The organism is Chryseobacterium sp. G0162, from assembly GCF_003815715.1.
In the GTDB taxonomy this organism is placed as follows: Bacteria; Bacteroidota; Bacteroidia; order Flavobacteriales; family Weeksellaceae; genus Chryseobacterium.
Genome location: NZ_CP033922.1, coordinates 1,279,193 through 1,292,066 on the forward strand (window position 1 = coordinate 1,279,193; position 12,874 = coordinate 1,292,066).

Below are 12,874 nucleotides of genomic sequence, written 5' to 3' on the forward strand. Positions count from 1 at the left end.
ATTTATTTTAGAACTTTCTCATAGATTTCGTTCAGCAGATTCTGTCTCATTTTTGAATTTCTTTGGGTTAAGAGAATGATAATTCCCCATTTTTTGGCTCTGTTGTAGCAAATGATGGATGATTGCCCCATAGAATCTCCAGACTTCAGATAGATTGTATTCTGTTCATCAGTACTCATGTTAAGTCCTAGTCCCATTTCTCTCTTTTCATCTTTGTAATAAATTTTTTCTGTGATTAAGCCCGCTTCAGATATTGGATTTCCTTTAGTCAGAATTGCTTTTAAATAGGTTACCATATCAGAAGCATCTGATTTTATCAATCCCGCTGATGCTGTAACATTCCAATTAAAAAACTCCTGAGCACCTCCACTAGGATTATAACCTGTTGTTTTGTTTTTTACATTAAATTCTTTTGTGAATGTACGGTTCATTTTTAAAGGATTTATTATTTTTTCATGAATGATCTCATCGTAAGTCTTTCCATATACTTTTTCTAATATTTGCCCAAGTAAAGTATACCCAATGGTAGAATAACGGTATTTTCCATAGTCAATAAGCTCTGTACAGCTATTAATCATAGAGGTTAATGATTGTTCAGTAATGGTACTTACAGGCTGCTGCGGATTTTGTTCTATTAATTTGGCAAAATCTATATCAGGTAGTCCGGACTGATGAGAAGCTAAGTCTGAAATTTTGATCTTATTCTTGATATTTTGATTTAAAGCATATCCTTTTGGAAGATAACGATCCATATAATCATCCAGTTTTAGTTTATGATCCAGAACAGCTTGTGCAATTAAGTTTGAAGTCAGTATTTTAGTAATAGAAGCAATTTCAAATAGTGAATTTTTGTTAATATCTACATTACTTTCTTTACTCAGTTTTCCATAAGCTGTATAATATTCTTTATTATTATTGATAAAGCCAACACTGATTCCTACCTCCGGATTTTTTTGATAATTGTCTTTTACGATGGAATCAATTTTTTGGGTGAAATCTTGTCCAAAAGAAAAGCTGCTGATGAATAATAGTACTGCGAAAAATGTGAATGAAGTTTTCATTGTATCGTTTTTTAAGGTTAAATATTTATTTCGATACAAATTTGAAAAATAGAAAAACCTTATACGACCGAATAAACGTACTTGATCTTTTTTGTTAAAAAAAATGAGTACAAATACTTTCAAAACCAAGTACGAGTAATTACAAGACACTAATAAACAATACATTAAAAATAAAAAAAATGTATTTCCCGTATTTTTTTAAAGGCAGTATTAAAGAAAAGCTTTGAATTAAAACCTACTTCATAGAGAAATTCAAGAATTGTTACTTTGCTTTTTTATAGCATCTTTTAAAATAACCATAGCATACTCGATTCAATATATATTTACAAAACTGTAAAAATAACCGACTTTAATTGATGGTTGATAAGAACGGATCATCTCATACGCTTCACAGCAAAAAAATTCCGTTTCACTGATCTATTTTGCGGAGTCAACTTAACTTTTCCACTGATGAACTTCAATTCGTAGTATTTTTACAGGGTAAGCTTTTACCGGGAAGCTGGTATAAAAGTTAGTTTTAATTATTATTTAAGGAAACATTGGTTAAGCATCAATAAAAATCTTTTTGTGCAAATATTCCTTATAGCCATTTATGGCTAAACTATACACTTAATCATGTTTGGGTAGGGTTGGGTATTCCAGCCCTATTTTGTTTTGTAATATCTACAAGCAAAACAAAGCCCTTACATTAGGTAAAGGCTCAATTATTTTTAAAATTTAAATTCATCTATCGTTGGATCATTCAGTAACATTTTCGTGCAAACGTCATGGTTCCTTGAAGCTCCCTGTACCCGCCAGATCGCTGTATATTTTTCTCCACTCCTCACCTGCTTTCCTCTGATTGATTTTAAGCCATGTTCTTTAAAGAGATTTTCATATTTCTCCATTATGCCATCTTCATAGGAAAGTGTAATCTGATAAGTATACCGGGTACTGATCCTATCAATTACATTCTGAATATATTTGAACATGATTAGCAATAAAAATACAACCAGCGAACCAATTGTTGCTTCCTGATAATATCCTGCTCCTATTGTCATTCCCAGAGCCGCACATATCCATATGGTAACAGCCGTTGTAAGCCCCGAAACTCGGTTATCTTCCTTAAAAATCACTCCTGCTCCCACAAAACCTATTCCGGTGATAATATTGGCAGCAATACGATCCGGACTCCCCGTCTCTCCAAGGTTCATAGAAAGCATTGTAAAGATACAGGACCCCAAGGTTACCAATATCATGGTACGAAGCCCTGCCGACTTCAATTGATATTCTCTTTCAATCCCGATTATACCTCCTACAATTACAGAGAAAAGAATGGGAAGTACATCATCCAGTATATTCATTGTTCAGTTTTTTTATCATTAAATGTATTTTATTTTTTTCAATTGAGAAAGGAATATTCTGAACAAAAAAACCGTTGTACAATGACAACGGTTTCATTTATTTTAAATAAAAGAATCTATTTAAGCTTATAAGAACTTCCGTTCCAAAGATAAGTTTTAGAAGAACGTTTTTTCTTCTCCCGGTCTTTATCATCGGTTTCCATATCTTCTACTTTCAGGATAAATGCATTAGGTATTCCTCCTTTATCATTAGGAAAAACATATTCTTCACTATGATAGTAAGCTCCGGCATCTCCTATATTCATCAACTGTGGAAGGGCAATAAGTTTCTTATCTTTATAAAGAACGTATTGGTCATAAGTTCCAATGCCACATGCTTCTCCTGACACCATTGCCTTTAATGTAAATTCTACCTCCTGCAACTTATGATTGCTTTCAATACTAAAAGAAGCTGTACTCAACTCTTCCCCTTTTCCCGTATCAAAATACACCTCATCAATCAGCGTATTGCCTTCCATTACTTTTATTCCTGCAATATTCTGCTTATTGGGTTCATTCAAGTCCTTAATTTTCCTATCTACAGTCTTGGAAAGACCAAAAAGGAAGTCATAGCCGTTTTTATTACGGTACCCTACGCATAAATTACCTCCCCAAACATATCCTTCAGAAGTAACATCTCCTTTTTGGTAAGAAATCTTATACCAATTAGCTCTTCTTTCTCCGAGTTGTAAAACCGGTACCCCTTCTTCTTTTTTAAGGATCATAACCTGCTGATTGCTCTGCAATGAATCCAACATCTGAGCATTAACACCTGGTTCTTTTCTGACTCTTGTCCAATCTGTAAAGATCTTCTGATTCTTGTTTTCAGTAAAATTAAAAACACCATCTGCATATACTTCATTTTCCTGAGCTACAAAAAGTTGTATCATCAGTAAAAATAAAGCAGTCCATAAAGTTTTCATGTTTGTTATTTCGTTTTTTTATTTTTCAAGCAGTAAGCTTACCCATTCTTCTCTCTGTAGCTGTTTTTTTAAGGTAAGACCACTTTCTTTGCACACTTCAAGAATATCATCTACATCAAAGAAACAAAGTCCTGAAAGCAATAATTTTCCACCTTCATTCAACACAGACACATACGTTGGAATATCTGAGATCAGAATATTTCTGTTGATGTTGGCTAAAATGATGTCGAAATTTTCGTTTCCTAGATTATCTGCTGCTCCCTGCTCAATTTCCAATTCAACGCTATTTCTTGTTGCATTTTCTTTTGAATTTTCTACAGACCATTCATCAATATCGATGGCTTTTGTATCTCCGGCTCCTTGTTGTTTAGCGTAAATAGCCAATACGGAAGTTCCACATCCCATATCCAATACTTTCTTTCCATTGAAATCAATATCCATCATTTGCTGGATCATCAGGTGGGTAGTAGGATGATGCCCTGTTCCGAATGACATTTTAGGCTGAATAATGATCTCGTGCATTCCCGGTACAGACTCATGGAATTCTGCTCTGATGAGTACTTTATCATCAATATTGATGGGTGAAAAGTTCTTTTCCCACTCTTCATTCCAGTTGATATTCGGCATTTCTTCAAAAGAGTACTCGATTTTTACATTTTCATTTTCAAAGATCGGAAGTGCTTTAAGCTGATCTTCATTAAATAAATCGGTCTGGATATATCCTAAAATTCCGTGAATTTCTTCTGTAAAGCTGTCAAAACCTATTTCAATAAGCTCTGCCATTAATATCTCGTTCCAAGGTTGCAATGGAGAAATCTTGAAATTGAATTCTAAATAATTTTGCATGTGAATAATTTGCTGCAAAAATACTAATGTTATTACGGTTAAAAAAATGGAAAGGGTAAGTTTTGGGTAAAGCTGAAAGATTTTGGGTTCCGTTTATTGGAATAAGGCTTTCTTCTCTTGATTTTTTATCTCTTGCAGATTGTACTGATAACGCAGATAAAAAGGTGTTTGTTTTATTTAGGTTTTGGCTAAAGCCATTGGAATTTGACATTATAAAGAAAGCGGACTAAAGTCCGCTTCTATTGAATTTCTTTGTGTATAATTTAAAATTGGATAGAATTGTTTTATGACAACTTTAACCCCTTGAATTTTAAACTTTACTTCTTATGGATTGGTAGAGAAAATAGAACCATTAGCAATTAGCGCTCTTCTGTTCATTTTCAGGATATCTCTTACCCATTCTGCGAAGTCTTCAGGCTGTAATACTTTGTCTGGATTTCCGTCTGTAAGTCCGCCCTGGATACTCATGTCAGAAGCAATCGTACTTGGCGTCAATGTGATTACACGGATGTTTTGTTTTCTCCATTCTGCCATCATTGATTGAGATAAAGAAACGACAGCTGCTTTTGAAGCGGCATAGGCAGACATATTTGGACCTCCTTTTAATCCTGCAGTAGAAGCAACATTCACGATATCTCCTTCTCCTTTAGCTTTCATAAATGGATGAACTGCTTTAGCAGCATAGTACACTCCAAATAAATTAGTTTTAATCACCTGCTCCCAAGTTTCAGACGGCATCTCTTCAATAGTTCCGAAATCTCCGATTCCCGCATTGTTCACAAGGATATCTACTCCGCCTAGTTTTTCAGCTAAAGTTTCAATTCCTGCTTTTACCGCTGCTTCATCATCAATAGAGAATATTGCATATGCAGAGTTTACTCCTAGTTTTTGGATTTCGTCAACTGTATTTTTAAGATTTTCTTCATTTCTTCCTGTAATGGCAACGTTCACTCCTTCATTCGCCAAAGCCAGTGCTACAGCTTTTCCTAGTCCTCTTCCACCACCTGTTACGATGGCATTTTTTCCATTTATATTCATAGTGTAATACTTTTCGTAAGACAAAGTTACGAAAGAACATTTTTATGGAATGGAAAGAAAGGAGATTTAATAGTTTTTTAATGGTTTTCAGAGGAATATTGAAAACTTAGGTTTTACTAAAGGCAAAAAAGTCTAAAACACTTAAGCAAAATAGAAGTTATTATGACACTTAAGTTTTATAAAATCATAGATTTTATCTTATGTGAACTTTTATCCAAAATTGTACAAATCTTTACTATTCTAAAACAGCAAAATAATCTTTTGGGACTTTTGTGGTTTAAACTCTTCAACATAAATCCAAAATAAAACCGGCTCATAGACAACCGGTTTATAAATCTAAAAAAATTATAGTAAAAAAATGAAAAGGCTTAAGGAATCTGGATGGCATTCTGTACTTCAAATTCTTCTGAAGCTGAGAATTGATTTCCATACATGTCTACGGCTCTCACCTCAACTTTATGCTTTCCTAAGGCTAGTTTTTTAGGAAAATCTGCTTCCCAGATATGTTTTGACATTTCAGGATTGGAAGGTCTTCTTCCCTGTAGAATTTTCTCTGTAGTATCCCATTTAAAAACGGAAAGAGCAAAATTTGGATCTATAGTTTCATCATATTCCATTTCTTCCCATTTGCCATTGTCTATTCTGTATTCCACTTTGTCTTTTTTGCTTCCCATGAAAAAGTTAGCCAACACTTTTGCAGAAGTTTTTGACGGGAACGGAATTACTTTCGGAACATACAATTTGATCTGATAATCATCCGGTTTTCCGGCAGTCTTATATTTTACTTTGTATTGATTATCAGTGAAACTGATAAATGAATAGCCTTTTGCAGTTCCGTCTCTCATGGTTGAAGTAGGAAGCCCAGCTTCATCAGCCGTTCCGGAATACCAATCTCCGCAAGTGGTTCCTACGTTATACTCATGCAGTTCTTTGATCCCATTCCAACCTGCTTTTTTTCCGTAGAAAATTTGTTGCTGAATATGAGTATGAGCTGACAAAAGCAATACATTCTGGAAAGGATTCAGGAAATCGAATAATTTCTGACGGTCTGCATTTCTGAAACTATCTTCGTTATTATGCTCCAGCGGAATATGGAAAGACACTACGATCAATTTGTTTTTATCAACCAATTTTAAATCGTTTTCGATGAACTGAAGCTGATCTTCACGGAAGCCACCCCAATATCCTTTTCCGTCTCTTGGATCAGGATACAGAATATCATCTAAAATAATGAAGTGTACATTTCCGTAGTTGAATGAGTAATTGGCAGGGCCAAAATTGGATTCAAAAGTTTCATCTGAAAATTGATCTTCTTTAGCATCATAGTTCATGTCATGGTTCCCCATTACATTATACCAAGGCAATCCTACTTCCTTCATTACATCAGCATAAGGTTTCTGCAGGCTAAGGTTATCTCCTACCAAATCTCCTAAACTGATTCCTAATACCGCATTCTTTTTGGTATTTTTCACCTCGTTTACGATTCCTCTTTTAAAATAATCCAATTCTTTTTCTGTATAAGGCTGTGGATCTCCAAAAACCAGAATATCAAAGTTTTTGTTTTCATTCTGTTTGTAAAGTGGGAAATTCAATTCTTTAGGAAGTTCACCTGTTGGAGCAACACCTTTATATTTAAAATCTGCCGGAGAACCTTTGGGTTTGTGATGGTAATAGAACTGTGGCAGATTATTGCTGTTTAAAGCAGTTTGATATCCTGATGGTTTGATAACAAAAATTGTCTGATCTTCCTGAACTGGCAGACTGTAACGTCCATTTTTATCGGTTAATACCACCTGAATACCATTGGAAACTGCTACCCCTTCAATTCCTTTTTCGCGGTTTTCTTTCTTTTGGTTCTTGTTACTGTCTTCATATACATATCCTGAAACAGAAGACTGGGAAAAAGCCATTGCTGATACCAGCATGCATGGCATTAAAAGTTTTATATTGATACTCATTTTTTATTTTTTTATTGGTTATACTTATTTACTCCACCAAACTTTTACATTGATATCATCGCCTCCCATCTGCTGAACTGCAGCCTGGTAGTTATCTTTATTCAGTACTCTGGTATTCGTTGGGTACATTAATCGCTGGGGAAGATTTCCACCATTTAAAAGACCTCCGTTGTTAGGAAGTTCCGGGAATCCTGTTCTCCTTTTTTCAAACCATTGCTGCTGATCTACAAAGAATAAAGCGACATATTTCTGAAGCATAATTTTCTTCATATCTCCGGTTCCAAATGCTACCACCGGATTATCAAAGTAATTGGCCGGAACTACAGCTCCCCATTGTTCAATAGCAGCTTTTACTCCGTTTTCATAATAGGTTTTTGCACTTCCTTGTATCACTCCTTTGAATGCTAATTCAGATAATGTAAACTGAAGTTCTGCATAAGGATACACTAAAATTTTCAATGGTGCTTTTGCCAGGTTTTGATTAAGATTGGATGGCTGGTAATTAAATACAGTTCCAAATTTATATCCTGATGGTGCTCCTAAATATCCTATATTATTATTGTTTGGATCTTTTGCCTGCGAAAAGAACATAGCCATACGAGGATCATTATTAGCTTTCAGCGTTTCTACAAAAAATTCTGAAGCAGCTCTACCTGTAGTAAAATCCTGAGGTCTTGCAATAGGCGTCATTAAAGGAAAAATCCCTGTTATATCTACTTTTACCCCATCTGCATTACTTTGAAAAATAGGATATGTTGTTGGATTGCTAATAATCTCCTGAATTCTTGCCTTCACGTTCACTTCTCCATCCTTACTCAAGATTCTGATCAACAATCTCAAAGAAAGAGAATTACAGAATTTTTTCCAGCCTAGAATTCCGTTGGCAGCATCTGTATCTGCTTTAAAGAACAAATCTCCCCCGGTAAGTGCTTTATTAGCAACAAAAAGAGAGTTTGCTGTTTTTAAATCATCCAATAACTTGATATAAATATCCTTTTGTCTGTCAAATTTCGGATACATGATTTTGTCATCCAGCTGTGAAGCTTCAGAAAAGGGAATATCTCCATAGGTATCCGTAAGATTAGAGTAAATCCAGGCATTCAGTACCATCGAAATAGCCTGGTAGTTTTTATCACCTTCAGAAATGGCTGCCTTCTTAAGATCATCCACCTGTTTAAGCCATCGGTAAGAATTGTCCCAAAAACCGTTTCCAGTTTTTTCTGTTAAATAGTAACGGCTCAATGAATTTCCTTCATTGGGAAAATCTAAAGAAACCTGCATAAGATCAAAGGTTAGATCATTAGCTCTATTGTACCCTACTGCAGACATATTGTACTGAATAGGAACCAGCAAGGCACTGGCAACCGGTACATTAATTCTACTTGTATCTTTATTGATCTCATCAAGACTTCTGTCACACGAAACAGTACTGCCCATAAGAGCAAGAAATGAAGATATATAGATTAACTTTTTCATTTTTTTTGATTTTAAAATTTAACATTTAACTGGAAACCAATAGTTCTTGCCTGAGGTAACTGACCCATCTCAACTCCCGGGGTAATGGTAGAATCATCCAAAGTAGCCGCTTCCGGATCGAATAATGGGAACTTTGTCCACATCCAAAGATTTCTTCCGAATACAGCAAGGGTAATATCTGTAAGCTTTAAAGGCTCAACAATTGATTTCGGGAAAGAATAAGAGATTCTGGCATCTCTCAACTTAAGGAATGAAGTATCAAATGAATTGGTTTCCACGTTTGCTCTTCTGTAGTAATCTCCATAATAAGTAGCAACAGGAATCCCTTTTGTATTAGGTGAAAAGCTTCCATCAGGATTCTGAACCACTCCCTGGCCAACGATTAAACCGCCCGGGTTATCTCTTCCCACAAGGGTATGGGTAAGTTTCCCCTGTTCAGACATCTTGTGATGGGAGTGAGAGTAAGCAATTCCTTTGTACTGACCGTCAAAAGAGAAACTCACTGTAATATTTTTGTATTTGAATTCATTCTGAAGACCTGCCCTCCACTTCGGATAAGCATTTCCTATTTTTTTCATTTCGGTAGACTTCGCGGTTAAACCATCTTTTGCATCATAGATAACCTGACCATCCGGTGAATACAATAACCCTGCACCATACATATCTCCCAGAGAACCGCCTACTATAGCATCATAGAACACTACACCTCCTATACTTCCCATGGTATAAGGTTTTCCGTTATATTCTTCCGGAAGGGAAAGGATCTTGTTTCGGTTCATAGACCAGTTTGCACTTACATTCCATGAGAAGTTTTTGTTCTTGATTGGATAAGCATTTAAAGTCATTTCAATTCCTCTGTTTCTCAATTCACCAGCATTGATAATTCTTTTATTATATCCTGTTTCATACAACATTGGAATAATGATAGACTGATCTTTAGAGTTATTCTGATACGCTGTAAAATTGAAAGTCAACCTGTTTTTAAGAAGAGTAAAGTCCATACCTCCTTCAATATTGGTAATCATTTCAGGTTTCAGGTTTGGATTTGGATATAGCAGCGGAGATTCTACAGACCCAACGAAACCGCTATTTTCATAATACTTGTCCAGCATATAAGTATAAGTATCGTTCCCTACTTTAGACCATGATAATCTTAGTTTCCAGAAGTTTAAATTATCTGATTTTAGCTTAAAAATATCCGATAATATAAAAGATGATGATACAGAAGGATAAAAATATGATCTGTTATGAGCAGGAAGTGTACTGCTCCAATCATTTCTGGCTGTAACATCCAGGAAAATCATGTCTTTATAGCTGAAGTTAGCCAATGCATATGCACTGTTTACCTGATTATCATTAGGCTTTGGCAATTTGTATTCTACCTGCAGAGCATTAGAAAGCTGGTAAAGCCCTGCTTTGTTAAGTCCGTTTCCTCTGTAATCATTCATGGTATATTCATGATACCTGATATTTCCTCCAGCTGAAGCTGTTATCCCAATGTTACCGAATTTATTTTTATAGGTGAATAAAACATCATTATTCAGATCCATGTATCGGATGTACTGTTCCCTGTAATATCCTTTCGCATAGTTGGCAGAGCTCCATGGTCTTCTTTGGGTACGGAGTTCATTATTCCATTCTAAACCTGTTTTATAGGCTACATCAAGGTTTTTTGCCAATTGATAGCTGACATTAATATTTCCGGTAATTGTTTTCTTATTGGTTCCGTTCAGGTTTTCATAGGCAATCAGATAAGGATTGTCGATATAAGAGCTGAAAGGGTGAATCTGATCTACCTGATCCTGTCCTTTCTTCCAGATAGGTCTGTACCAGGCAAGATCTACGTTTGGATTCTGGAAAATCATAAAATAGGAGATCGACTGGTTGTTATATCCCGTTGCAGGAAGGTTATCACTTTTCGTCTGGCTAAAGTTAATCTTAGTTCCTATTTTCAGTCTGCTGCTTAGTTTATGGTCTAAGGATAAAGCCACGTTGAATCTGTCCAGGCCTGTATTAGGCATCATCCATTCATTTTTCAGATAACTGAGTGATGTCCTGAAAGCTGTAGTTTCATTGGAATGTTCTACAGATAAGCTATTTGAATAATTAGATCCTACCTGCCAAAAATCTTTAATATTATTTTTATAAGGTCTCCAAAGCTGTCTTTCTAAACTTTGACCTTCTCGGTTGGGATCATATTGAAAATAATATTGTCCGTCAAACTTCGGTCCGAAAGCACTACTGGTAGAACCTGTATTCACCCCATCAGGAGATGCATTATAAGAGTAATAATAATTCCCGTTTTTATCTCTCTGCTGAGTTCCCTGCCCGTATTCATATTGATAATCCGGCCATTTCAATACGGAATCATAACTTGAATAAGAATTGAAGGCAACCTGAACCCTTCCTTTTTTACTTTTTCCGGATTTGGTCGTAATCATAATGGCTCCTCTTGAGCCTCTTGAACCGTATAAGGCTGATGCTGTAGGTCCTTTAAGGATAGAGATAGATTCAATATCATCAGGATTAATGCTATTAAAACTGTCTCCGTAATCAATAGGTAAATCCCCTCCTGAACCTGCTCCATAAGCCGCTGTGCCGGTTCCTGTTTTTTTTCCACTCAAAGGAACGCCGTCCACCACAATTAAAGCATCATTATTCCCCATATTCATAGAAATATCTCCACGAAGGGTGATACGGCTTGTACCCAAAGGTCCCGCTCCGGCGGTCTGAATCTTTAATCCAGCTACTTTCCCTTCTAACGCCTGTGCCCAGTTATTATTTTGGGTTCTTAGAATTTCTTCTGAGGTAACTGTCTGGGTAGAATACCCTAAAGACTTATCATGCCTTTTAATTCCCAAAGCGGTCACAACTACTTCGTCAAGTCCTTTAATAGTGTCTTTTTTAGCTTTTTGCTGAGCGGTCAGATTGGCGCTGAATAATCCTAACAGCGACAAAACCAACAACTTTTGTGTCTCTTTACGCATTTCCTTTTTGTTTGCGCAAAATTAAAACGACATTATGAGTATGATTTTAACAACATTTTAACGTTTATTAAATGTTCATTGAATAATATATTAAGTATTTCTTAACAATATTAGGCAAAACCCTAACTCACAACCACTTAATAAATTAAGAATTTTTAACACTATTTTCAATTTCCGCTTATTTGTGTATCTTTATTGTCTTGCCCTGAGATAATATAAGATCAAACAATTGAATACATTGATTTTATGATCCTTACAAATAAGAACTTTTATACAACAAAAGCCTGCCCTTGAAAGGACAGACTTTAGAAAATTATGGGTTGTTATTTTGCTTACTGTTATTTATTTTTCAGCTGCTCAGGAATGTTTGTTGTTACAAAACCGATTCCCTGCTTTTTCAATTCATCATATACAGCAATATCGTTTACTGTCCATGAATTGGTGATAAGTCCTAACGTTTTTGCTTCAGCAATCCATGTTGGATTTTTCTGGAAAACACTGTAGTGATAATCCATCCCGTCAAGACCTTCTTTTTTGATCTGCTCCGGTGACAATTCTCCATTCAGATACTGAACTTTAAATGATGGTGCCAGTTTTTTGATCTCTTTACAGATATTCAGACTGAAAGAAATAAATTCACTTTGAGATTCCAGCTTCATATCCTTAATCATCTTGATTGTCTTTTGTGTGATCTCATTTTCAATCTCAGGCGTTTTAGCCGGTTTGATCTCTACAATCAGTTTTACGGAAGCATCTTTTTTCCCTTGTTTTAAATAATCCTTTAAAGTTGGAAACTTCTCTCCGTTTGATAATTTTAAAGCTTCTAATTCTTTGAATGATGTTTCAGAGATTTCCATTTTACCGTGATGCTCATCATGATTGATGACCAATACTCCGTCTTTTGTCATTCTCACATCAAATTCGGAACCGTAAACTTTTAATTTCTGTGCATTTTCTAACGATGTAATAGAATTTTCCGTTGTAGGAGGCTGAGCCTGGAAATATCCTCTATGGGCAATGATCTGGGTTTGTGCTTTCATTAAAACTGTACTTAAAACTGCTAACCCTAAGATAAAATTTTTCATAATATAATTTAGATAATTAAAACAAAGTCCTGAAACTTTTGATAAAGGTAATTATTATAGGACTTATTGAGAAATATAAAACCACAAAAGAAAGGTCTTAATCTTGTATTTTTAGAAT

At 35.3% G+C, this 12,874-nt stretch carries 9 protein-coding genes; all 9 read right to left on the minus strand.

Annotation, left to right across the window (positions count from 1 at the left end; genetic code table 11):
* Positions 1-2: 2 nt before the first annotated feature.
* The 9 genes from EG344_RS05945 to EG344_RS05990 all read right to left on the minus strand — a co-directional run bounded on the left by EG344_RS05945 (position 3) and on the right by EG344_RS05990 (position 12,756).
* The gene (locus EG344_RS05945) at positions 3-1,061 is read right to left on the minus strand and encodes a serine hydrolase domain-containing protein (protein ID WP_123908692.1); all 1,059 of its coding nucleotides are present in this window, start codon (positions 1,059-1,061) and stop codon (positions 3-5) included.
* A 710-nt stretch (positions 1,062-1,771) separates the two neighbouring features.
* Positions 1,772-2,404: an MgtC/SapB family protein gene (locus EG344_RS05955; RefSeq protein ID WP_123908693.1), complete on the minus strand. Its 633-nt coding sequence runs from the start codon at positions 2,402-2,404 to the stop codon at positions 1,772-1,774.
* Between the two features lie 116 nt (positions 2,405-2,520).
* The gene (locus tag EG344_RS05960; protein WP_123908694.1) at positions 2,521-3,366 is read right to left on the minus strand and encodes an SH3 domain-containing protein; all 846 of its coding nucleotides are present in this window, start codon (positions 3,364-3,366) and stop codon (positions 2,521-2,523) included.
* An 18-nt stretch (positions 3,367-3,384) separates the two neighbouring features.
* Positions 3,385-4,212, minus strand: a complete 828-nt coding sequence (prmA, locus tag EG344_RS05965) for a 50S ribosomal protein L11 methyltransferase (RefSeq protein WP_123908695.1) — start codon at positions 4,210-4,212, stop codon at positions 3,385-3,387.
* A gap of 324 nt (positions 4,213-4,536) precedes the next feature.
* Positions 4,537-5,250: a 3-ketoacyl-ACP reductase gene (locus tag EG344_RS05970; RefSeq protein WP_123859363.1), complete on the minus strand. Its 714-nt coding sequence runs from the start codon at positions 5,248-5,250 to the stop codon at positions 4,537-4,539.
* Between the two features lie 368 nt (positions 5,251-5,618).
* Positions 5,619-7,184 (minus strand): calcineurin-like phosphoesterase C-terminal domain-containing protein, encoded by a 1,566-nt coding sequence (locus EG344_RS05975; protein WP_123911763.1) that lies wholly within the window; start codon positions 7,182-7,184, stop codon positions 5,619-5,621.
* Positions 7,185-7,232: 48 nt separating this feature from the next.
* Positions 7,233-8,684, minus strand: a complete 1,452-nt coding sequence (locus tag EG344_RS05980) for a SusD/RagB family nutrient-binding outer membrane lipoprotein (RefSeq protein ID WP_123908696.1) — start codon at positions 8,682-8,684, stop codon at positions 7,233-7,235.
* 11 nt (positions 8,685-8,695) lie between these two features.
* Positions 8,696-11,671 carry a SusC/RagA family TonB-linked outer membrane protein gene (locus EG344_RS05985; protein WP_123908697.1) on the minus strand — a complete coding sequence of 992 codons (2,976 nt, stop codon included), beginning with the start codon at positions 11,669-11,671 and terminating at the stop codon, positions 8,696-8,698.
* Positions 11,672-12,009: 338 nt separating this feature from the next.
* Positions 12,010-12,756 (minus strand): glycerophosphodiester phosphodiesterase family protein, encoded by a 747-nt coding sequence (locus EG344_RS05990; RefSeq protein WP_123908698.1) that lies wholly within the window; start codon positions 12,754-12,756, stop codon positions 12,010-12,012.
* Positions 12,757-12,874: the final 118 nt, after the last annotated feature.

Coding starts and splice junctions, on each gene's coding strand:
- EG344_RS05970 (WP_123859363.1), bottom strand. CDS start 5,250: ATGAATATAAATGGAAAAAATGCCATCGTAACAGGTGGTGGAAGAGGA.
- EG344_RS05955 (WP_123908693.1), bottom strand. CDS start 2,404: ATGAATATACTGGATGATGTACTTCCCATTCTTTTCTCTGTAATTGTA.
- EG344_RS05960 (WP_123908694.1), bottom strand. CDS start 3,366: ATGAAAACTTTATGGACTGCTTTATTTTTACTGATGATACAACTTTTT.
- EG344_RS05945 (WP_123908692.1), bottom strand. CDS start 1,061: ATGAAAACTTCATTCACATTTTTCGCAGTACTATTATTCATCAGCAGC.
- EG344_RS05985 (WP_123908697.1), bottom strand. CDS start 11,671: ATGCGTAAAGAGACACAAAAGTTGTTGGTTTTGTCGCTGTTAGGATTA.
- EG344_RS05980 (WP_123908696.1), bottom strand. CDS start 8,684: ATGAAAAAGTTAATCTATATATCTTCATTTCTTGCTCTTATGGGCAGT.
- EG344_RS05975 (WP_123911763.1), bottom strand. CDS start 7,184: ATGCCATGCATGCTGGTATCAGCAATGGCTTTTTCCCAGTCTTCTGTT.
- prmA (WP_123908695.1), bottom strand. CDS start 4,212: ATGCAAAATTATTTAGAATTCAATTTCAAGATTTCTCCATTGCAACCT.
- EG344_RS05990 (WP_123908698.1), bottom strand. CDS start 12,756: ATGAAAAATTTTATCTTAGGGTTAGCAGTTTTAAGTACAGTTTTAATG.